The sequence below is a fragment of the Peribacillus sp. FSL E2-0159 genome (assembly GCF_038643155.1).
GTDB classification, from domain to species: Bacteria; Bacillota; Bacilli; order Bacillales; family DSM-1321; genus Peribacillus; species Peribacillus simplex.
In genome coordinates, this window is the sequence record NZ_CP152053.1 from 4,062,097 (window position 1) to 4,083,768 (window position 21,672).

At 34.6% G+C, this 21,672-nt stretch carries 21 protein-coding genes; 9 read left to right on the top strand and 12 right to left on the bottom strand.

The window, feature by feature from the left end:
- Positions 1-48: 48 nt before the first annotated feature.
- The 4 genes from NYE63_RS19845 to NYE63_RS19860 all read right to left on the bottom strand — a co-directional run bounded on the left by NYE63_RS19845 (position 49) and on the right by NYE63_RS19860 (position 4,475).
- Positions 49-1,872 carry a nucleoside-diphosphate sugar epimerase/dehydratase gene (locus NYE63_RS19845; RefSeq protein WP_342602398.1) on the bottom strand — a complete coding sequence of 608 codons (1,824 nt, stop codon included), beginning with the start codon at positions 1,870-1,872 and terminating at the stop codon, positions 49-51.
- A 297-nt stretch (positions 1,873-2,169) separates the two neighbouring features.
- Positions 2,170-2,934 (bottom strand): CpsB/CapC family capsule biosynthesis tyrosine phosphatase, encoded by a 765-nt coding sequence (locus NYE63_RS19850; RefSeq protein ID WP_342602399.1) that lies wholly within the window; start codon positions 2,932-2,934, stop codon positions 2,170-2,172.
- 137 nt (positions 2,935-3,071) lie between these two features.
- Complete coding sequence (locus NYE63_RS19855; protein WP_342602400.1) at positions 3,072-3,749, bottom strand: CpsD/CapB family tyrosine-protein kinase; 678 nt, start codon at positions 3,747-3,749, stop codon at positions 3,072-3,074.
- Between the two features lie 36 nt (positions 3,750-3,785).
- Positions 3,786-4,475, bottom strand: coding sequence for a Wzz/FepE/Etk N-terminal domain-containing protein (locus NYE63_RS19860; protein ID WP_342602401.1), 690 nt, complete (start codon positions 4,473-4,475; stop codon positions 3,786-3,788).
- A gap of 475 nt (positions 4,476-4,950) precedes the next feature.
- Between NYE63_RS19860 and NYE63_RS19865 the strand changes: the two genes are divergently transcribed.
- Positions 4,951-5,277, top strand: coding sequence for a helix-turn-helix domain-containing protein (locus NYE63_RS19865; protein WP_342602402.1), 327 nt, complete (start codon positions 4,951-4,953; stop codon positions 5,275-5,277).
- A gap of 214 nt (positions 5,278-5,491) precedes the next feature.
- On the opposite strand, the gene NYE63_RS19870 is transcribed toward NYE63_RS19865, so the two are convergent.
- The 3 genes from NYE63_RS19870 to NYE63_RS19880 form a co-directional block, all read right to left on the bottom strand.
- Positions 5,492-5,668, bottom strand: a complete 177-nt coding sequence (locus tag NYE63_RS19870) for a hypothetical protein (protein ID WP_342602403.1) — start codon at positions 5,666-5,668, stop codon at positions 5,492-5,494.
- 344 nt (positions 5,669-6,012) lie between these two features.
- Positions 6,013-6,156 (bottom strand): D-alanyl-D-alanine carboxypeptidase family protein, encoded by a 144-nt coding sequence (locus tag NYE63_RS19875; protein WP_342602404.1) that lies wholly within the window; start codon positions 6,154-6,156, stop codon positions 6,013-6,015.
- A gap of 99 nt (positions 6,157-6,255) precedes the next feature.
- Positions 6,256-6,459: a hypothetical protein gene (locus NYE63_RS19880; RefSeq protein ID WP_342602405.1), complete on the bottom strand. Its 204-nt coding sequence runs from the start codon at positions 6,457-6,459 to the stop codon at positions 6,256-6,258.
- Between the two features lie 221 nt (positions 6,460-6,680).
- Between NYE63_RS19880 and NYE63_RS19885 the strand changes: the two genes are divergently transcribed.
- A complete protein-coding gene (locus NYE63_RS19885; protein ID WP_342602406.1) occupies positions 6,681-7,904 on the top strand; it encodes a hypothetical protein in 1,224 nt (407 codons plus the stop codon).
- Positions 7,905-7,945: 41 nt separating this feature from the next.
- Here the strand turns inward: NYE63_RS19885 and NYE63_RS19890 are convergent, their stop codons facing one another.
- The gene (locus NYE63_RS19890) at positions 7,946-8,137 is read right to left on the bottom strand and encodes a hypothetical protein (protein WP_342602407.1); all 192 of its coding nucleotides are present in this window, start codon (positions 8,135-8,137) and stop codon (positions 7,946-7,948) included.
- 759 nt (positions 8,138-8,896) lie between these two features.
- Between NYE63_RS19890 and NYE63_RS19895 the strand changes: the two genes are divergently transcribed.
- The 3 genes from NYE63_RS19895 to NYE63_RS19905 all read left to right on the top strand — a co-directional run bounded on the left by NYE63_RS19895 (position 8,897) and on the right by NYE63_RS19905 (position 12,154).
- Positions 8,897-10,075 carry an MFS transporter gene (locus NYE63_RS19895; protein ID WP_342602408.1) on the top strand — a complete coding sequence of 393 codons (1,179 nt, stop codon included), beginning with the start codon at positions 8,897-8,899 and terminating at the stop codon, positions 10,073-10,075.
- A 201-nt stretch (positions 10,076-10,276) separates the two neighbouring features.
- Positions 10,277-10,468, top strand: coding sequence for a hypothetical protein (locus tag NYE63_RS19900; protein WP_048681418.1), 192 nt, complete (start codon positions 10,277-10,279; stop codon positions 10,466-10,468).
- 483 nt (positions 10,469-10,951) lie between these two features.
- Positions 10,952-12,154, top strand: coding sequence for a hypothetical protein (locus NYE63_RS19905; protein WP_342602409.1), 1,203 nt, complete (start codon positions 10,952-10,954; stop codon positions 12,152-12,154).
- A gap of 93 nt (positions 12,155-12,247) precedes the next feature.
- Here the strand turns inward: NYE63_RS19905 and NYE63_RS19910 are convergent, their stop codons facing one another.
- From NYE63_RS19910 to galU, 3 genes are all read right to left on the bottom strand, one after another.
- Positions 12,248-15,214 carry a CDP-glycerol glycerophosphotransferase family protein gene (locus NYE63_RS19910; protein WP_342602410.1) on the bottom strand — a complete coding sequence of 989 codons (2,967 nt, stop codon included), beginning with the start codon at positions 15,212-15,214 and terminating at the stop codon, positions 12,248-12,250.
- Between the two features lie 152 nt (positions 15,215-15,366).
- Positions 15,367-15,963 (bottom strand): DapH/DapD/GlmU-related protein, encoded by a 597-nt coding sequence (locus tag NYE63_RS19915; protein ID WP_342602411.1) that lies wholly within the window; start codon positions 15,961-15,963, stop codon positions 15,367-15,369.
- 144 nt (positions 15,964-16,107) lie between these two features.
- Entirely contained in the window at positions 16,108-16,992 is an 885-nt protein-coding gene (gene galU / locus NYE63_RS19920) for a UTP--glucose-1-phosphate uridylyltransferase GalU (RefSeq protein ID WP_342602412.1), read from the bottom strand.
- 1,274 nt (positions 16,993-18,266) lie between these two features.
- Between galU and NYE63_RS19925 the strand changes: the two genes are divergently transcribed.
- Positions 18,267-18,647 (top strand): helix-turn-helix domain-containing protein, encoded by a 381-nt coding sequence (locus NYE63_RS19925; RefSeq protein WP_342605830.1) that lies wholly within the window; start codon positions 18,267-18,269, stop codon positions 18,645-18,647.
- A gap of 239 nt (positions 18,648-18,886) precedes the next feature.
- Here the strand turns inward: NYE63_RS19925 and NYE63_RS19930 are convergent, their stop codons facing one another.
- Positions 18,887-19,111, bottom strand: a complete 225-nt coding sequence (locus NYE63_RS19930) for a peptidoglycan-binding protein (protein ID WP_342602413.1) — start codon at positions 19,109-19,111, stop codon at positions 18,887-18,889.
- 347 nt (positions 19,112-19,458) lie between these two features.
- Between NYE63_RS19930 and NYE63_RS19935 the strand changes: the two genes are divergently transcribed.
- The 3 genes from NYE63_RS19935 (at position 19,459) to NYE63_RS19945 (ending at position 21,632) form a co-directional block, all read left to right on the top strand.
- Entirely contained in the window at positions 19,459-20,637 is a 1,179-nt protein-coding gene (locus NYE63_RS19935) for an MFS transporter (protein ID WP_342602414.1), read from the top strand.
- A gap of 204 nt (positions 20,638-20,841) precedes the next feature.
- Positions 20,842-21,045: a hypothetical protein gene (locus NYE63_RS19940; RefSeq protein ID WP_342602415.1), complete on the top strand. Its 204-nt coding sequence runs from the start codon at positions 20,842-20,844 to the stop codon at positions 21,043-21,045.
- A gap of 116 nt (positions 21,046-21,161) precedes the next feature.
- Complete coding sequence (locus tag NYE63_RS19945) at positions 21,162-21,632, top strand: VOC family protein (RefSeq protein ID WP_342602416.1); 471 nt, start codon at positions 21,162-21,164, stop codon at positions 21,630-21,632.
- Positions 21,633-21,672: the final 40 nt, after the last annotated feature.

Sequence of the window (21,672 nt, forward strand, 5' to 3'; positions counted from 1 at the left end):
TCACCTTTTCACAAACATTAGTTTGCACAGATTTTTTCTACTAGAAGTTTAATTTAAAATAGGTATTTTAATATACTCATTTTTATTGTTTGCAATTTTTAAAACACAATCTCTTATCTCTTCGACTGTTAAATCACCCCAGTTTTCTAACAACTTCTCAACCATATCAAAATTACGAACTATCGCGTTTCCAATAAAGATCATTGGAAATACAGCCTCATTATGAATCTCATCTTCATTCAATAATTCCTCAAACAACTTCTCCCCTGGTCGAATACCAGAAAATTCAATTCCAATTTCATCAATAGAATAACCTGATAATTGAATGAGGTTTGTAGCTAAATCTACAATCTTAACTGGTTCACCCATATCAAGAACGAAAATTTCTCCACCTCTAGCCAAAGAACTTGCCTGAATGACTAACCTGGATGCTTCAGGTATAGTCATAAAATATCTTGTCATATCTGGATGGGTGACCGTTACTGGTCCACCGGCTTGAATTTGTTTTTTAAATAAAGGAATAACACTTCCTCTGCTGCCTAAAACATTTCCGAAACGAACCGCTACAAATTTTGTTGAGCTATTTTTTGCTAACTGCTGGATGATCATTTCAGCAATGCGCTTGGTCGATCCCATAACGTTTGTTGGGTTAACAGCTTTATCGGATGAAATCATCACAAACGCACCTACACCAAAAGTATCTGCAGCTTCTGCAACATTCTTTGTACCAAAAACGTTATTCTTAATTGCTTCACGTGGATTGTATTCCATTAGTGGAACATGTTTGTGTGCAGCTGCATGGTAAACAACATCGGGTCGGTGGGTGTCCATCACTTCAAAAATTCTATCTCGATCTTGAATATCTGCAATGACAGGTATGATCTCAATTTGATAGCCATATAGCTTTTTCAGTTCCATGTCAATCTGATAAATGCTATTTTCTCCATGTCCTAGTATTATAAGAGTTCCCGGAGAGAATCTGCATATCTGACGGCAAATCTCCGAACCAATAGATCCTCCAGCTCCAGTTACTAATATGGTCTTACCAGTTACATATTCAGAAATACTATTAATATCTAATTCGACTGGTTCTCTTCCTAATAAATCTTCTACTTCCACTTCTTTAAACTGATTAACAGCTACTTTCCCTAACATAATATCTTCAAGCATCGGCATGATTTGTGTTTTTGCATTCGTTTTCACACATTCATCAAAGATGACCTTCAATTCTTTCTTACTTAATGAAGGAATCGCAATGACAATATTATCTATATGATACTTTCCAACCATTTCGGGGATATGTTTTGAGTTACCGACAACGGGTATTCCTAATATGTCTAGCTTATCTTTTTTCGGATCATCATCAATGAATGCCACTGGTTTAAGTTCGGTATCATGATTATTGAGGAGCTGACGTACAACCATGGTTCCAGCAGATCCCGCACCAATAACCAATGTATTCCGTGTTTCCTTTTGATTATTTATTAAGCGGTCACGCAGCATTCTCCACGAAAAACGGGAACCGCCAATTAGGATGACATGCATCATCCACGTCAATGCCATAGCTCTTACATAAACATCTTGAAAAACCATTAATTGGACGGCAATAACTGTAATAACTGACAAACTAACTGCTTTAACAATGGACAGTAACTCTCCAATACTCGCATATTCCCAGGCCTTCTTATACAGTTTATAAATAGAAGCAAAAAAATGATGGCTGATTAATAAAGAGACTGATGTGACTAAGAGCGTTGGCAATTTAAATATTACCAAATAGGGATACAAGAATAAATAACTTACATAAATGGCCGATAATACTATTAATGAGTCTAATAGGGCCAGAAGTGTTAATCGTTTTCGGTAGGCCAACCACATTTCCCCCTTTAATATTGTTTGATTTCTCACTATTAAATACAGTATTTAAAGCATTGTATTCTATTTCACATGTATAACTTTTTGATATAAGAATGACTTATGCTGTATATCTCCTTTGCAACTTTTTAAAATGTCTAACCTAGGGGCTATTTGTCGTTTAACTAGTCACAACCAAAATGAATGTAATTTATCAACCTATATTGTCATCCCAATAAACTATACAACTTAGAACTTTACATGAAGACAAATTTTTTTTATAATATTGTAAGCGTTTCCTAGTTTTCTATCATTCTAAAAGATCCCTAAGATTTTCTTTTTGAATGGCACTGGTTTTTCAACAGCAGGACTTTGGTTCTTTAATAGTTGTTCAGCGTTTTCTTTGAAATAAAATGTACGTTCTATCCCATATACTTTTGTAATTGTTTCAAAGGCATGCTGTAACGTGAACCCTCTAGTGCCTATATTATGAGCATCTGTTGCAATAAAATGAGTCAGATTATGTTCGATTATTTTTTTTGAAAATGATTGAATACTTTTACCGAAGTTCCCGATGATACTGCCAGAGGTAATTTGAGTTAACGCGCCCTCCTGGACCAATTCAAATAATAGTTTATGATTCGCTATCAATTCCTTATTTCTTTCCGGATGTACGATAATCGGTGTTATTCCTTTCAGCAGCAGTTCATAAATTACTTCTTGTGTGTATGTAGGAACCCTTCCTGAAGGAAGCTCTAGCAGCAAATACCTACCGTTATCGTCTAGAGTTAGGATTTCATCCTTTTCAAGTGAAGTAAATATGTCCCGGTGTATTCTTACTTCTTGTCCGAGATGAAGGGTAAGAGGAATATTGTTTAGTAGAAAACTCTCATTTAACCTCAAAACACGATCCATGATGTCACTCTTAACATTTACATATTTCTCATTTAAGTGATGTGGCGTGGCAAAAACATGGGTAATTCCTGCTTCTACCGCTTTCTTTGCCATGTTCAAACTATCCTCAATGTTAGCGGATCCATCATCAACTCCTGGAATAATGTGACAATGTATGTCGATCAAATTTCATACACTTCCTTTATAAAACGAATAGGAAAAAGACCCGAATTCTGAAAATAGGAATTAATACCCTGACTAATAGTAGCATATTAAACTGCCATTAAACAGGGTGTTATTTTGTCGAAAATTGTTTTATTTCATTAAGATTGATAGTAATAATAATTGCTGTTATCCGTTTCAACGCCATTCAAAACAACTCCAAGCAAGGATGTGTTAGCTTTCATTAAAAGGTCCTTTGCTTTTACTGCACTTTGTTTGTTTGTCTTGCCGCTTGCCACTACCATGATCACGCCATCACATTTATTGGCTACAATCTGGGAATCCGGCACTACCAGAACGGGCGGTGTATCCAAAATGATATAATCATAGATTTCTTTTAGTTCATCAATAGCTGTTTCTATCGCTTTGGAATTTAATAACTCTGAAGGATTAGGTGGTATCGGTCCACTTGTTAAAATGTCTAAATTTGAAACATTTGAATTCAAGATAGTTTTTCTTAAGTCCATTTTCTTTGTCAATACGCTAGTAAGTCCATGTATATTACTAAGGCTAAAAGCATAATGAACCGATGGTTTTCTTAAGTCCGCATCCACAAGTAATACTTTTTTCTCTTCTTGAGCAAGCACAATCGCTAGGTTGGCAGCTGTAGTCGATTTCCCATCATTAGGCTCCGATGAAGTAACCACAATGGTTTTGATTTCTTTATCTACTGAAGAGAATTGTATGTTTGTCCTAATTAATCGATATTGTTCAGCAATAGGCGATTTTGGATTAGTCTGCGCAATTAAATTCACTTGTTTTTCATCTTTACTTCTCAAAAATCCCGCTTCCTTTCATACTGCATCTTATCCGGATTATCCTTTATTATGTACCTTTGTAATCTTTTGAATCGAACCAAGTATAGGTAATTCTAGAAGTTTCTCAATATCATCCTCGTCCTTAATCGTATTGTCCATATACTCCAGGAGGAATGCTAAGCCGACTCCAGCCATCAATCCGACCACCACCGCAATAGCTATATTTAATACTGGATTAGGTTTTACAGGCGAAGGATTCTCCTTTATTTCTGCCTTGGCAAGAACACTAACATTATCGACGTTCATGATATCCTTGATTTCCTTTTGAAAAGTTTCAGAAACAGTGTTTGCTATTTTTACTGCTTGAGACGGATTACTATCTTGAACTGTTAAAGAGAAGACCTGTGAATTTTCTTGACTGTTAATCGTGATTTTTTGACTAAGTTTATCTACGCTTTGGTCCAGTTTAAGCTCATCAATGACCTTCTCCAAAATCGCTGGACTTTTTATGATCACACTGTATGTATTGATCATATCGATATTAGACCTTATTTGTGTCGAGTCCAATTGGTTCTCCGATTGTTTTTGATTAACCAGGATCTGTGTTGAAGATTGGTATACGGGTGTTAATAAGAAATAAGAAATTGATCCACTAATCAAAGCGGCAATCAATGTCAGCAGCATGATTAGCTTCCAACGTTTCTTTAATGTTTTAAAAATATCTTTAATACTAATAGTTTCTTCCATTTCATCCTCCTGATATGTTAAAAATGACCTATTGCATTATACCATAATATTACCTATATTAATGTTTTTTTAAGGGAATTTACATGAAATTTACATTGAATGAATACTTTTCAAGTGCCAAAGTAATTTTACAAAAAAGAAAATGGTAATACAAAGGAAATAATTTCTAATTTTTAAATATTGCATTAATCACATATAAATAACGCATTTTCCAGAATATTTTTGTCTTAAATTTAATTAAACCTAAGTATAAACTCATTCCCATATTTCTTAGATGTTTCATCAGTTTTATAATATTTTCTTGAAATAGACCTAACTAAATGCCTACCAAAACAGGAAAATCCTTTTATACATATAATTTTGTCAAGTATTTTAGTGCCTAGTTATCATTAAAAGTGATAGGAAAATGTGTAAACTGAAAGTAATAGTTTAAAACAGTATATAATTTTCATATTAATGGTTAGGTGTGGTCAAAATGATAGGTTACCGAGTTAAGTCGCTTAGGGAAGAAAGGAAAATGTCCATTAGTGAACTCTCCACAAAATCCGGCGTTGCCAAATCCTATATAAGCTCACTGGAAAGAAACCTTCAAACAAACCCTACTATATTAGTTTTAGAAAAAATATCCAGAATCCTTTGTATTAAGGTCGATACTCTGTTGAATGAGCAAGCAGACAAGGGCATGGATGAAGAGTGGATGGAAATCATGCAGGATGTTATGGGGTCAGGAATATCGAAAGAGGAAATGCGTGAATTTATTCAAGAAAGAAAATTGATGTCTTTAAGGATTGAGAAACTATGATACCGCTTTCTTTCAGTGCAACGAGTAAAATTAAAGGGGGAAAAGTGGATATAGCCACTTTTCCCCCTTTTACTACTTCTTCAACTTAAAATATTCCTGTAAAACCTCGAACCATATGTAATGACCTTGGTCATTGGGATGGATGTTATCGTTTGTCAGTATATCAGCCAATCTCATATTCTTTTTACTTAGCCTCTTCTCTATTTCTTCTTTGCTATTTCAGATAAGTCCATTTATTCGTTTTGATGACCTGCTCGGAAGCTTGAATATAATTCAAATAATTCAAACCTAAACTATTCTCTGTTTTACCATTTGCGACTGGGTTTGGTGAAATGATAAGAATTTTTGCATTCGGCAGCTCATTTTGTAACTTTGTTATGATGCTTTCCAAATCTTTTCCGTCTGTTCTAAAGCTAAGTGTTTGCTAGAAAATCCAGCATCATATCAAGATCCTTGTAAGAAATATTTAAGTTTATTTTAATTTCATGAGAAAGCTGACTGATTCAACTTGTCGGCTTTCTCTTAAGGATTACATTGTAAAGTAATTGCCTCAAATGCCTCATATAAAAGGAAATCGTTTATATTTATAATTATCACAAGAAAACCTAGCCGAGAGCTGTGTTCAATATGTTAGGTGAAAAAATGAGGGAATTTCTTTAAAGGACTTTTGTTTGGTACATCTTATACGACGTGCCGCCTTTTGCGTTGGTTACTTTTCGGGCCCACCGTCGTCCGTCACTTCGCGTACAATGCGTTCTGTTCCGCAATGGAACGGTAAGCCTGCGCCATAATGATGTCGATCCCTTTCTCCTTACATACTTCGATTAGTTTCTCCGTGGCTTCGCGAACAATCGGGTGCAATCCGTCTAAATTTGCCATTTTAACATTCCCCTTTCGAATTGTACGTGCTATACTTACTTCAAGGTCGGCGCCCTAATTTGATTCGTGTCCAGCGAAGAGCTACGGCATGCCGACGTCCTATTGAAAAAGGATCGTAACCAATAGCCCAGCGATGGTTAAAATCGCCAGCACTATTAGCCCGGTCGCACATATTGTCAACTTCTTTATCCCATCGATAACCTTCTCCAATTCGGCCGTTTTGACCAGCGCCAAATCCGCCTTTGCCTCCGCACGTTCCGCAGTTTTCTTCGAATCCATTACGAAATCCATTTTCGTGTTCATTACGCCGACATCTACGCGCATTTGATTATAATATCGTACAGTTCACGAGTTGTAGGTTCCGCCATATGCCACACCTCCCTTCGATGAATTTAAGACAACGCCAAAAAGCCGCTCCGTGTTAGTGGGTAGCTCTTTCTTCCTATTGAAAGTTTGATTTACAATATTTATTTTTGACGATACAATAGTACAAAAACACTAAAAATAGAGAGTGGTATCGTTATATGATTAAAAGAAAACTTTTTTTAAGTTCATCAATTATTTTAATAGTTTCAGCTTTTCTTTTATTAGGTTATTCATTAATAAGTTCAATTGGGTCAGAGGAACTTATCTCATTTTTTCTAATCCTTATTTTATTGTGCGGTTTTTTGTTCTTTTTCTCCTTAGAAAAAGAACAACCTGTACCGAAAACAATTTTATTTTTAATCTTTTTTGGGTTTATACTCAGGTCTTACTATGCATATACTTTATACACGTCTATGTTTTCCCCTTTTCCAGACAGCTTTAGATACATTTCAAATTTAAAAGACCTTGTAACTGTTGGTAACTTGGATTTTTATACGATGGAATCAGTAACAGGAACTTCTCAATTTTTTTATTATTATTTGTTGTATTTTGCGAAACACATTTTCGAAACAAATTTTTCGCTTTACTTAGTTAATATTTTTCTTTTTAGTTTGTCTGCATTACTTTTTTACAGGATTATTTACAGTGAATTCGGCAAAAGAATTTCATATGTTTCGACAATATTAGTTATCCTAAGCGCTAATTTTTTATTGTTTACTAGTAACATTCTAAAGGATAGCCTAGTCTTATTCTTAATGATTTTGATTTTCCATATCTATAAATTCGGAAACAAAAAACACATATTATTAATTACTTTATTAATTGGGTGTTTAATACTTACGAGAATTTATGCTGGGTTCTCTGTACTAGCAGCAATTAGTTTTGATGTAATATTTAACAGAATTCATTTCAAGAATGTATTAAATAAAGTTATATCAACTTTATTTTTGATTGCAGTTGTATTAATTGTGTTCAATTTTACTTTCTTGTCAAATTACCTCACTCTCAGCCAAGAATTTTTATCAAACCAATCTTTACTCGGATCTATATTAACTATCCCGTACGGATTAATTAATATGTTTTTTGCGCCATTTCCTTGGGGAGTTTTCTCTGGTGAAAAAACAACCTATAGTTACGTTCAAATTGATTCTGGATTTGCTTTATTATTCAGTTTTACATTACTGATGTTTGCTTATAAATTCATTAAATTCAAATCATTAAGAAAAAAAATGTATTTATATTTAATTCCTATAATAATTCATGCTTTAGCATTGGGTATTGCCTATGAAGGAGGATCCACTCGCCAAAGAATTGGTGTTTACTGTTTTATAATATTAATATTTGTTGTCGGTCTTTTTTATAAACCAAATAAGAACAAGTAACATAGAACCCGAGAACTTATTCTCGGGTTTATTCTTATACTTTAAACGATATTCCCCATAACATCCCGCCATTGAGCACTGTCGTACCAAATTTGCTTGTTGATCGTATCAATAAAAACCTGACCTTTGAACGGTGCACTAGGACGAGCAGTTCCATTTTCTATTCCTACGTTCCTTAATGCTCCGGTTACTCCATCATACATGAAATATTCCCCGTTGTTATAAAGATACAATTTTGTTCCGCTTTTAACTATCCTGTTATTGTTATCCAAAAACGACATCACTAAAGTTCGCATCTTTTAAATATATATTCCCGATAACAATCGGTGCATATTGCAATGGCTGGTAATTGTATGTTTTTGTTTGTATAAAAGAGACCGCTTCACCGTTGAGGTATTTTTCCGTAAATGAGAGGTTGATTTTCTTGCATGACATTTAAACGTCATTTGAGTTATCAGAGTCAATGATAATATTATTCGCTCTAATTTTTGAAGTTGATGATATTAATAGCTGTGTTATATAAGAAAAAATACTGCCATGTTACGGTACCGTCTGTAGCAGTTCCACTAGTATGAGAAGGTGCAACGGTTCCACCTACTGTGACCTTATATGTGTTCTGCCCAACCATTACATAGTCGCCAACATTATAGACAGTTGAAGCTACCCATGCTGGTCTTTTTACTTGGTTTTCTATATAAAGGTTGTTTTTGAAACTATTCCTTGTTTTAAAGTTACTAAAATATATATAAGTTGTGGGTTTAGTTTCGGACGTAAGGTAAACGTTATGCCCCTGAGCATACCGCTATGGATTTCTTTTATTGGATGGATAAATTTCTCATTAATAGTTTATTTTAGAGCCCTAGGGCTCTTTTTATTTTGTTGTAGTCAATATTACTTAGATTTATAGTGATCTCTTAATTTTTATAGATTGTTCTCTATAACTTTAGTAAAATGAGAATGATAATTACTATCAATTAAGGAGAATGGCTGTTATGGGTGTACCTTTGCTAAAAGAAGAACTTCCGGTTGTAAATAAAATCTGGACTCGTGATTTTATTATGATTTTCTTGGCTAACTTTTTTGTTTTTTTATCCTTTCAGATGACTTCCCCTACCCTTCCGCTTTTTGTAAAGGAGCTTGGCGGAAATGAACGGTATATTGGGTTAGTTGCTGGCATGTTTTTATTTTCTGCCCTGATTGTCCGACCTTTTGCTGGACAGGCCTTGGAAACAAAAGGAAGACGTTTTGTTTTTCTATTCGGTCTAGCCCTTTTGGCTGTATCGATTGGTTCGTTTGGATTTATGATGAGTATTTTCCTTCTATGCGCCATAAGGATTGTACAAGGGATTGGCTGGGGATATACGACCACGGCATCAGGTACGATTGCCTCCGATCTTATTCCAGCAAGGCGTCGGGGTGAGGGAATGGGATACTTCACTTTATCGGGTAATTTGGCGATGGCTTTTGGTCCTTCATTCGGGCTGTTCTTAGCGGATGTTTTAACCTTTCAACATTTGTTTTTATTTTGCGGAGTATTAAGCCTTGCAGCTTGGATCATGGCTTCAACAATTACTTATAAAAAAGTAGATCATGCTTCTGTCCCAGTAAAAACTAATAGGTTTGACATTTATGAAAAAAGCGCTGTTGCTCCGTCCGTTCTTGTTTTTTTCATTACGGTAACTTTTGGCGGGACTGCTACCTTCTTACCGCTTTATACAATCGAAAAAGGTCTGACAGGTATTCAAGGATACTTTTTTCTTTACGCTTTAGCTCTTATTTTCACACGTATGTTTGCTGGAAAGATCTATGATCAAAAAGGACATCAAGCTGTCTTCATTCCATCTACTCTTTTTATCCTAGTGGCGATGCTATTGCTAGCCTGGATGCCAAGTAACATGATTCTCTATATGGCAGCTATTTTTTATGGCATTGGATTCGGTGCTGTCCAACCGGCTCTTCAAGCGTGGTCTCTTGAACACGCTGCCCGAAACAGAAAAGGCATGGCCAATGCCACTTTCTATTCCTTCTTTGATCTTGGAATCGGTTTCGGGGCCATCCTCTTCGGACAAATCGGCTATCTTTTCGGGTATATAAGCATTTACATAATGGCAGCAGTTTCTGTGGGGATTTCAATAGTGGCTTACCTATGGATTTTAAGAAAAATGAAGTAATTACACATTATAGGACATCTTTATGGATGTTCTTTTTTTCTGAAAATAGAAGTGCAGAACAGTTTATCGCATTTGAATCAGCACATTTTTTAACCCTATGTAAACTATGTTATGGTTTTATTTGTTTTAAGTAATGTTATTGTATTCCCTGTTTCCTTCTCTCTTTTTCGTTGTATGATAGAAAAAAAAGGAGTTTTGGGAATGATTATTCTGCAGTATATTGGAAAAGTTTTTTCATTCATGCATAAGGATATACCGGAAACTCATGTTAAATGCCATGTTTGTGCAGGTACAGGTGCTTACGATATTTATACAGATTGTCTTACCTGTAATGCAAAGGGATTAATTAGTAAAGTTGAGTATAATAGGAGGCTTGAAGAGGGTGAGATTTAAAAAATTTCATGAGGTCGATATATGTAAAAAAGAAGCAATATTGGCTATTGCTTCTTTTTTTTGTCCAAAACGGTGCCGTTTGCCCCATAACCTGTATTATTAAGGAATAAGTATTTCTCAAAATTGGAATTTATGGTTAAAGTAACCACATTCAAAAATATTAGTCGCAATACATGGTGCATGCTGCAACATTATTTTTTTATCAGTTGAAAGAACTTTTTTCTTTATTATTAAGTAATCGTTATCGTACAATCGGAGTTTAAAATCAATATAAAGCCATTGTTCGGGTAATATCTTGTTATAATAGACCAACGAAGGGAAGATGGTCGAAGAACTCTATCCAATTTGGAAATAAAACGATACCGTATACACTCACGAGAAGCTAACGTCGCAAAGTAAAGAAAAGCAATAAACCATGCGTCTCCAAGCCTGTATGATGCAAGGAATTACCGGTGAAAACCCCAAGAATGAAGGTTGAAAAAATTGAAGAAAATATCAGTCATCTTAGTTATTATTGTAGGCTCCATAGTGCTGTTCAAATTATGGAATCCTTTTTCACCTTCCACCCCGGATAGGTCTTCGGGAAAGAAAATAGAGCACTCTACAATTCAGAAACCTTTTACGGAGGAGATACTGCACCTTTTGCAAAAAGACTATAAGACAATCCCAGTATCAATCCCACACGGAAGTGATGCAAGTAAACAGATTCAAAAGGCATTGAATACTGCAAGAGAATCGGATACACCTATTAAAGTAATATTGCCTAAAGGAAAATACATACTGAAGAAATCATTACACATTTATAGTAATACATGGCTTAAAATTCCATCTAAAACAATTCTGCAAAAAGCTGACTCAAATAATGACATTATGCTGTTGAATGGAGATTTTAAAGCTACTTACCATGGTTATAATGGAAATTCCAACATTATTATAGATGGCGGGATTTGGGACGCTGGGGGAGCGGATATAAAACTACGTACTCCTTCTGTGTTTGGTTTTGCTCATGGTCATAATATCCTTATCCGGGATACCGTGTTAAAGAACATAGTAGGTGGCCATGCAATAGATTTAGCAGGTAATAAAAATGTTCTCATACGAAATAGTAAGTTTTTAGGATCTCGTTCGAGTAATGATGATTACACAGAGGCCATTCAGATTGATGGGATGATATCTGATAAAGCATTTCGACGATTTGGGAGTGTAGACTTTACTGTAACTAAAAACGTTAGGATAGAACATAACTATTTTGGGAATTCGCACGTAAGAAATATGAATCCGTGGGGGGTTGGCGTAGGCAGTCATTCAGCGTCCCATAATAGACCATACACAAACATTCAAATTATAGACAATACCTTTGAAAAAATGACATATGCAGCTATACGAGGACATAATTGGAAAGACATTCTTATAAAAGAAAATCAATTCATAGAATGTGCACAAGGAATTCAGATTGATAGTCTAGGTAACTATTACTATACGAAGAATGGAAAGGATAAAAGCTCAAAAGGGGCATTAGTGATTGCTAGGTTTGAAATACACAATAATGAATTCGTAGATACATTAGGTTCCCCAATAGTTCTATATGGGAAAACTATAGAATTTAGAAAGAACGTGAATGCTTCTTCAAACTCATTTATTAATTCACCCTCAAAATCATTAGAAACAAATACTGCAGCTGATTAGCCGGTACCTAATCCATAGGTAAAAGCCCCTAGTTCAAATACTAGGGGCTTTATTTTTACCGTTAAAATTTTAAACTAACGGCATTTCAAGTTTTCACCTTAATATATTTAACATGCTCATGCCAATCCGGCCAACAATTGGATTTTGCTTGTACTTTCTCCAAACATATTTAAGAAGGTAACTTTTTTTCAAGATTTTTAGAATTCCATCCGATTTAACAAGTGATTTTTCACGTTCACTGATATACTTATAAATCCTAGAGCTGTTATCGTGATCAACATGTTTAAAATAATTGTTTCTAATTGAACTGAATTCTTCTTTTTCTTTAAATCCATTGTTTATATAAACTCTTAATTTATCAACTAACTCTGAAGAGTTGTAAGCAACCTCTCCAAAAACATCATTTCTTAAATCCATGTAGCTACCCTGATTCTCTAAATACTTATCCAAATCAAAATGAAAGAAGAGAACGGGTTTCTTTTGATAATATGTCTCCCAAGCTACACTAGAGTAATCAGTAATCAGTAAACTTGAACGCATAATTAAATCATTAATTTTTGCCTCGCCAAATTGTATAACATTAATATGATCATGAAAACTAGTGAAATTTGCAACGTACGGCATAAATTTTGGATGGACATAGAAGTTTAATGTGATATCATTTTCCTTTAATAATTGGGAGAGCTTTTCTGATTGTATTAAACTGTTATATTCATGATAATAATCTGATAAAACAAATTTATCATCCTCTACCTCTTCAAGCCAATTTCTCCATGTAGGCATTAAGAAAATCTCTTTTTTTGTATTTTGAAGTGATTTATCCTCTAATGCATCCCATCTTGACAGGCCTGTAACAATGACGTTTTCTTCATTATATCCAAAATAGCTTTTTACGATTTCTTTTTCAAAATCAGAGGATACTACAAATAGGTCTGCACCGTTGGATGAATTTGCTTTAAATGTATTATCGACTCTTTTCAAACCTAGTACTCCATGTTGTAAAAACACATATTTCTTCTCATTTAAAAATTCACGGATAGCTCCTTGGGAAACCCTCCATGCATACCCGTGACCTTTTGTCTCCGAAGATACAATCAACTTTGATCCAAGTAATAGTAAGAGGTGTTTGACACTCATAAAATAAACGATGCGCTTTTTATAGGGGGCTAAATTTTTTTCATCAGCTGATCCCTTTTTAATCACATAGTAAATCTTTTTATTATAATGATTTTCATAACAATATTTGAAGAAATAGAAACTATTATCTTGAGCCGTCTCGGAATATTTTTCATGAATAATCCAAATTGGCTTCCATGCAAAGTACCCAGCCAATAAAATGTATAGGAAATAGGCCGTATACTCGTTAATCTTATGCTTGAAAGACTCAAATTCACCTATTTGTCGATAGGTTAAACTCAGACAATCATTCATAGTAATGTAGGGATAAATCATATATTCATCCGGGGTATTTATAGTATATTTAAACATACCATGTTTCAATTTTTTACTAATTAAATAATTATCATTGTTAAGACGTACATGGCGTTTATCACCATTACTTAGAGTAATTGTAATGAAAAAATCCCAATAAAATTGCTCTAGTTCTAACTGACTAATATTTAATTCTGCTTTAATCTTTCTACTATACTTGTCCTGTGACATCTCTTCAGCACAAGCAATCTGAATTACCTGGCTCTTATCATGTCGTAACCTTAGTGTTACATGATCTACTACAAAATCACTTGTTTCTTTTACATGAATAGAGGCAGTAAGTTGTAGTAATCCTTCCTTATTCATAGATACTTCATGGAGTTTTGTCTTTGCAGGATACTTTGAATTCATATACTGTTCTTCAGTACAAAAATAGAATGAGAACTCGTTATCTTTTGTCAGATATGGTGATATACCTACTGCTTCATTTAACATTAAGTAACCTACACGCTTATCTTTCTCTAACAAAGACATAACGTTGTAGTTTCCTATCCGTCTGTTTACCTTCACATGATCATGGGATAGTTTCATATACAAATCCCAACGGCTTATAACTGCAATCTTATCTTTCAACTGTGAAGCCGGAATGATGATCTGTTCTTTCCCCCCAGATACGGTCCTTTTTACATCAAGTGTTATTATTTCAGGCTCTTGTCTTTTCTTTAGATAAAATTCAACCTTATTTGCATGCTTCAATTCTTTTGACGATATATCAAATGTTATATATCCATCCTCAACCCTTAGATTTTCTGCATCCACTTGCCCTTTAATATGTTGAATAATCGTGGACATTTGTTTTACTTGTTTTCTTACAAGAAACTTCATTTCATCATCTTGGTATTTCACTTGAACATTTAAACCATAGCGTTCTAATATATGGCCTTTGGTAATTTGTAAATATAAGTTCCATTTTCCTTTTTGTGAAACCGTATGAAGGTCTTTTTTACTGACTATAAGAGTTTTTCCATCAGTATCTATATTCATGGGAAGAACAAAAACACTGTCTCCACTTTTCATAACAAGTCTCGTATCTGTTATTTTATTATTTATAGTCTCAGAAAAGTTGAGGAATATTTTTGTATCTGTCTCTTTTACACTCAATACTTGTTTAGAAAGACGTATAACATTATAACTAATGTCTTCCAGTTGCAGCATATTAGCACAGTGAATAGATAAACCATTTTTTTCTGTTAGATAAGGAATAAGAGCCTGAGTTCCATTATTAATAATGGGCTTTAAATAGCGTATCAATTCAGATGCTGGACGTGAAACATATAGGCCTATTCTCTTCTTATGAACACCTTTATTGCTTTCAACTTCAATAAAGAAGTCCCACCGTCCCTTGTCTAACCCTTCTAGTTCCTTTAAAGGAACTAGAATTATGTGCTCCTTTAAAAACGTTTTACGATTGTAAGATACAATTCTTTTCTTATTACTATACCGACTTTGAATTTGAAGTTGAAATGTATCTATATTATCTAAAATTTCTTTAGCAAAAGTAATTTGTAGATTTACCCCATCCCAGGTGACATTATTAAATGCCAGTTCATTTTCTTTTCTCTCACGCATTTTGATACTCCTACTCCTCTTTATTTTCCCCATAGCCATACACTCATTATCTTTTGTGTCATTAGCACTAATTGTTAAGGGAAGCACTGCACGTTGATTGAATTTTCTGATATGATTAGCACTGGCTCATATGAAGAGATAGCAAAAATTGATTATTTGTTATTCATGTATTTCTTTTTCACTTTGTCATATGCTTTTACAACTTGAGTTTCTGTATTGCTAGAAATTATTTTAGCTGGAATACCTACAACAGTGACATTATCAGGTATGTCTTTGGTTACTACTGAATTAGCACCAATTGCAACATTGTTGCCAATTTTGATACCCCCAAATATCTTTGCGCCAGGTCCTATGTACACATTATTTCCGATTTTAGGAACCTGACCTTTATGAACTCCAATATTAACTCCAGAATGAATTTCACAATTCTTACCGATCCGAGCCTTCTTATTAACAATAACAGAACCATTGTGAGGTATCTTTAACCCTGGACCGAAGGACACTGGATGTATTGAAATTCCTAGCCTAGATCCTACCTTTTTAAGTTTTCTCAATGACCTGTTATATCTCCACATTGAAAATGAACTGTTTAATTTCTTAGTCTTTAAATACTCTGATTTTCTAAGTAGACGTTGGAAATAAAGTTCTGGATGCATTACTTTATAGCCGTACTTCCACTTTTTCAATTTTCTTGCTACTAAATCAGATTCTAGATAAATGTAATAATCGTCGCGATTCTTAATTGCCAAAATGCTCTCTCCTTGATGATAGGTTACTTTTTCACTTTACTCTTTACGTTTTTTCTCTAATTCCCACACGAAGAAAAAGCCAGTAGTAACTAGCCTAATACCTCTAGAAAGTCTCCGTGCGGGGACAGAAAAATATAAATTAATTTAGTTAATCTGTAACAGTTCTTCTTTTTCTAAAATGCCTTTTAAATATCCAAGAAGTTCTTTCTTTAACTCTTCATTTTGCAATGCAAATTCTATAGTAGTTTGAATAAATCCTAATTTCTCTCCAACATCATATCTTGTACCTTCGAAATCGTAAGCGAAAACTCTTTGAATTTGGTTTAACTGTTGTATTGCATCAGTTAACTGGATTTCTCCACCAGCTCCAACCTCTTGTTGTTCTAAAAACATGAAGATTTCAGGTGTTAATATATATCGTCCCATGATTGCTAGGTTAGATGGTGCTGTACCTGGTGAAGGCTTTTCTACAAAGTTAAGGACCTGGTAACAATTACCTTCTTTTATTAGAGGATCAACAATTCCATAACGATGTGTCTCATTTTCAGATACTGTTTGTACACCAATTACAGATGAAGAAGTTCTTTCATACTCATTTATGAGTTGTTCCAAACAAGGTGTTTCAGCCTGGACAATATCATCTCCTAGTAGGACTGCAAATGGCTCATTTCCAATAAATTTACGAGCACACCATACTGCATGACCAAGACCACGTGGTTCTTTTTGTCTTATATAGTGAATATTCACCTTGGAAGATTCTTGAACCTTATCAAGTAAGTCATTTTTACCTTTTTCTAATAGATTCTGTTCCAATTCGACAGCGTGATCAAAATGATCTTCAATAGACCGCTTTCCTTTACCAGTTACAATAATTATATCTTCAATTCCAGATGCAATTGCCTCTTCCACTATATATTGAATGGTAGGCTTATCTACAATTGGCAACATCTCTTTTGGAATGGCTTTGGTTGCAGGTAAAAATCTTGTTCCGAGACCTGCAGCTGGAATAATAGCTTTTTTAACTCTCATCTTTTGGTTCTCCCTCTCTATTCTATAAGTAAAATCGTAACTTTTTTTATCTTTTGCTTGGAAGACCCATATGTTGTTCAGCTGTTATATAAACTTCGAATATGATGGTATATAACTTTAGAATCTTGTTTTAGATTTCAAAAGTATCCCCGGTATCTTAAACAAGATTTTTTATTTTGAGTATGGAAGCTACAAAATATCTCGAATTTGAGATAGGTAACTCAACTTTTCTCACCAAATCAAGCAGGCAAGTCCTGAGGTAGCTAGGTAAACCTGCAATCATTATAATAGTTAACTTTTCAGTAGTTTCTGTGTTTGCTTATTCGTTCTTCAAGGCATCTTAAAGAAGCTCGATCAATTGCTACAATGAACAGCAAAATCGAGTTCGTTGACTTCTTCACAAAGGTGATTATTCGTGTTTAAAAATTATTGTCAAGCGACGAATTTTCTATATCTGAGAGCATTGGTAAACTTCTGTAGATTTCAAGTTTTCAAGGTGAGAAACTTGAGTATATAATATAAACTGCAAAATTTTTATAGTATTTCACTATCATGATAATGCAATTTTTATTACCGTTCCTTATTAAGAATCATCAGCCCCTAGTGATAATGCCCGATGTACTAGTAGTTACAACTTAATAAAAAAAACAAGTGTCTTTTTAAGCATAAAATTTATTTTAACACACTTTTTACAATTAGTAACATTATTTTAATAATTGTCATAAATGTATTGTTAATTTCCTTGGAATATGAGTGAAAATCCTCCTTTTTTATTTGTTATTAGGTATTGGGACGTTAACAAAACTCGTTCAAATCTCATTTTCAGTCATTCTAGGAATGCTGCCCCGTTAATTCATCCAGAAAACAACAACGGCTATTTAGGTGCCTCTTTCCTAAGATCGTCTGTTAAAACTACATTAATCTTAATATCATCATCTATATATACGGATTAGCCCAGGGCTTCTTCCAATGATTAAAGTCATGAACTCATCCTCTTTGATGTTATATAGGGAATATAGACCATTCAGATTTTAAATAATTACTGATATAAATAAATATATTAGAAATACAAAAGAATTTTTAATTTATACAAACAATAATTAAGCCCCTCTCTATTTAGAGAAGGGCTTTAACAATGGAGGAGTACCTTCGGGGTAGCACAATAATAGAAGCGTGATTTGTGAAAAGCGCTTAAGCCTATCACATATCAGATTGGCTACTTATAGATTTTGTTAGTTTAAAAAATGATAAGTCAAGGAGTGTTAAATTTGAAAGTGGAAGGTGTATATACTTATTTATGTGAAAATTGTCAAACATTGTTTGGCGTAGTATCTCGTCTTTCTGTTATGGAAGATAGAGTTGATACTCTGACTTGTCCTAAGTGTTCTAAGAAAGTAGCAGTATGTATTGGAGAAGGGCATATAAATTACGTAACTCATGAAAGAAGGGAAAAAATAATAACGAACGAAACGGATGAGTTATCACAACTACCAGAATTATTAACTGTAGAGCATTTGGCAGATTATTTAAATGTTAGTGAAAGAACTGCTGATGAATATATGGGAAATCCCGATTTTCCTTTAATTCGTTTAAAAAGGTCCAAGAGGGTTTTCAGGGATGACTTTTTAGACTGGTTACAATCAAAGAAGGAATAACACAGGAAGAAGTCGTTTGGAACTTGTATGGCTAATAGAAATTCGTAAAAAAGCTGAGGTGCTACGAAATGGCAGCACCTTATTTGTATTTTTCTATTGAAAAGAAAGCAATTTCGGTAAGTTCTGATTTATTGAATTTCTGTTGGTTTTGAAGCTATGCAGCAAAGCCCGATCCTCCTGATTTATGGCAATTGTCTACCGCTTTTTACCTTATTGATACAAATCATTTCTACATGAGATTATGCATCGAACAATTCATTGAATGTTGCTTTACCTGGCTTCTTATCTGCAGTAATCTTATTAGCTTTCTGAAACTTATATAAATCAAACTTTGTAGCTTTACCAAAGTCCGAATCAAAAGAACTGGGTGTATAGTGTAGCTTCCTTGAAGAATCCAAGTAAGATTGCCTTTTACAACCTTTATCTAAAGTGACGACGATGGTAGCCTTTGTCTTAGTACCCATTTTCCATCTACAACTAGCTTTTTAATGAATTGTTTATTTAGTTTGAGTATTAGGACCATTAATTCCATTCGTTTCAAGGCCAGCATTATAACGGTATGTTTAACTTTTACTTGGTTTTTTCTTAGATACATAAGTAAGTTTTGTAGGTTACAGTGGTAACGTTTTGTGTAACATTATTCTTACCACACATAACAGTAATTAAATCAGCGTCACATTAGATTATTTCGGGCTATCTATTAGTCAATATTACTTAGATTTATAGTGATCACTTAATTTTTATAGATTGTTCTCTATAACTTTAGTAAAATGAGAATGATAATTACTATCAATTAAGGAGAATGGCTGTTATGGGTGTACCCTTGTTAAAAGAAGAACTTCCTGTAGTAAATAAAATCTGGTCACGTGATTTTATTATGATTTTTTTGGCTAACTTTTTTGTTTTTTTATCCTTTCAGATGACTTCCCCGACCCTTCCGCTTTTTGTAAAAGAGCTTGGCGGAAATGAACGGTATATTGGATTAGTTGCTGGCATGTTTTTATTTTCTGCCCTGATTGTCCGCCCTTTTGCTGGACAAGCCTTGGAAACAAAAGGTAGACGTTTTGTTTTCCTGTTCGGTCTAGCTCTTTTGGCTGTAGCGATTGGCTCGTTTGGATTTATGATGAGTATTTTCCTTCTATGCACTATGCGGATTGTACAAGGGATTGGCTGGGGATATGCGACCACGGCATCAGGTACGATTGCCTCCGATCTTATCCCAGCAAAGCGTCGGGGTGAGGGAATGGGATACTTCACTTTATCGGGTAATTTGGCGATGGCTTTTGGTCCTTCATTTGGCCTTCTCTTAGCGGATGTTTTAACCTTTCAACATTTGTTTTTATTTTGCGGAGTATTAAGCCTGGCAGCTTGGATCATGGCTTCAACAATTACCTATAAAAAAGTAGAACTTGCTTCTGCCCCAGCTAAAACTAATAGGTTTGACATTTATGAAAAAAGCGCTGTTGCTCCGTCCGTTCTTGTTTTTTTCATTACGGTAACTTTTGGCGGGACTGCTACCTTCTTACCGCTTTATACAATCGAAAAAGGTCTGTCAGGTATTCAAGGATACTTTTTTCTTTACGCTTTAGCACTTATTTTCACACGTATGTTTGCTGGAAAAGTCTATGATCAAAAAGGACATCAAGCTGTCTTCATTCCATCTACTCTTTTTATCGTAGTGGCGATGCTATTGCTAGCCTGGATGCCAAGTAACATGATTCTGTATTTGGCAGCTATTTTTTATGGCATTGGATTCGGTGCTGTCCAACCGGCTCTTCAAGCATGGTCTCTTGAACACGCTGCCCGAAACCGAAAAGGCATGGCCAATGCCACTTTCTATTCCTTCTTTGATCTTGGAATCGGTTTCGGTGCCATCCTCTTCGGACAAATCGGCTATCTTTTCGGGTATATAAGCATTTACATAATGGCAGCAGTCTCTGTGGGGATTTCAATATTGGCTTACCTATGGATTTTAAGAAAAATGAAGTAATTACACATTAAAGGACATCTTTGTGGATGTTCTTTTTTTCTGGAAAAAGTGATTTTGTAGAACAGTTTATCGCATTTGCATCAACACATTTTTTAACTCCATGTAAACTATGTTATGGTTTTATTTGTTTTAAGTAATGTTATTGTATTTCCTGTTTCCTTCTCTCTTTTTCGTTGTATGATAGAAAAAAAAGGAGTTTTGGGAATGATTATTCTGCAGTATATTGGAAAAGTTTTTTCATTCATGCATAAGGATATACCGGAAACTCATGTTAAATGCCATGTTTGTGCAGGTACAGGTGCTTACGATATTTATACAGATTGTCTTACCTGTAATGCAAAAGGATTAATCAGTAAAGTTGAGTATAATAGGAGGCTTGAAGAGGGTGAGATTAAAAGAATTTCATGAGGTCGATAGATGTAATCTAAGAAGCAATATTGGCTATTGCTTCTTTTTTTTGTCCCAAAACGGTATCGTTTGTCCCTCACCTTAAAAGGGTATTTTAGTTACCAGGGGGGATACATATGACAGCAATTACTCATGTTGGTTTGGCTGTACCTGATTTGGATGCGGCGATTAAGTGGTATGAGCAGGTGTTGGGATTCAGGTTATTGGCGGGTCCCTATTCGTTTGATGCAAGTAAGGAGAATAAACATAATATGACGAATGATCTTCTTGGTGATACTGTTAAAAAGATGCGAAATGCTCATTTGATGGCGGATAACGGAGTGGGGATTGAGCTTTTTGAGTTTGTGGAGCCGAGAATTAAAGGTGAGAGTCGCGGTTATGAGGGCTTTTTTCATATTTGCTTGATATCGGATGATATTGAAAAGCTGGCTGATGATATTGCTGCTTCTGGCGGAAAAAGGCGTAGCGATTTATGGAATACATGGGAGAATAAGCCCTATTATTTAATTTATTGTGAGGATCCTTTCGGCAATATCATTGAGCTTTACAGCCGAAGCACGGAATTGATGTATGGAAATAAAGATTGATACAATAACAGCCCCCAATTTGAGTATTGGGGGCTGTCCT

Bases quoted from the DNA above. Each gene is read 5' to 3' on its own strand.
- NYE63_RS19860 (WP_342602401.1), bottom strand. From the start codon at position 4,475: ATGGAAGAAACTATTAGTATTAAAGATATTTTTAAAACATTAAAGAAA.
- NYE63_RS19865 (WP_342602402.1), top strand. From the start codon at position 4,951: ATGATAGGTTACCGAGTTAAGTCGCTTAGGGAAGAAAGGAAAATGTCC.
- NYE63_RS19875 (WP_342602404.1), bottom strand. From the start codon at position 6,156: ATGGCAAATTTAGACGGATTGCACCCGATTGTTCGCGAAGCCACGGAG.
- NYE63_RS19880 (WP_342602405.1), bottom strand. From the start codon at position 6,459: ATGAACACGAAAATGGATTTCGTAATGGATTCGAAGAAAACTGCGGAA.
- NYE63_RS19885 (WP_342602406.1), top strand. From the start codon at position 6,681: ATGATTAAAAGAAAACTTTTTTTAAGTTCATCAATTATTTTAATAGTT.
- NYE63_RS19895 (WP_342602408.1), top strand. From the start codon at position 8,897: ATGGGTGTACCTTTGCTAAAAGAAGAACTTCCGGTTGTAAATAAAATC.
- NYE63_RS19900 (WP_048681418.1), top strand. From the start codon at position 10,277: ATGATTATTCTGCAGTATATTGGAAAAGTTTTTTCATTCATGCATAAG.
- NYE63_RS19910 (WP_342602410.1), bottom strand. From the start codon at position 15,214: ATGCGTGAGAGAAAAGAAAATGAACTGGCATTTAATAATGTCACCTGG.
- galU (WP_342602412.1), bottom strand. From the start codon at position 16,992: ATGAGAGTTAAAAAAGCTATTATTCCAGCTGCAGGTCTCGGAACAAGA.
- NYE63_RS19930 (WP_342602413.1), bottom strand. From the start codon at position 19,111: ATGGGTACTAAGACAAAGGCTACCATCGTCGTCACTTTAGATAAAGGT.
- NYE63_RS19935 (WP_342602414.1), top strand. From the start codon at position 19,459: ATGGGTGTACCCTTGTTAAAAGAAGAACTTCCTGTAGTAAATAAAATC.
- NYE63_RS19940 (WP_342602415.1), top strand. From the start codon at position 20,842: ATGATTATTCTGCAGTATATTGGAAAAGTTTTTTCATTCATGCATAAG.
- NYE63_RS19945 (WP_342602416.1), top strand. From the start codon at position 21,162: ATGACAGCAATTACTCATGTTGGTTTGGCTGTACCTGATTTGGATGCG.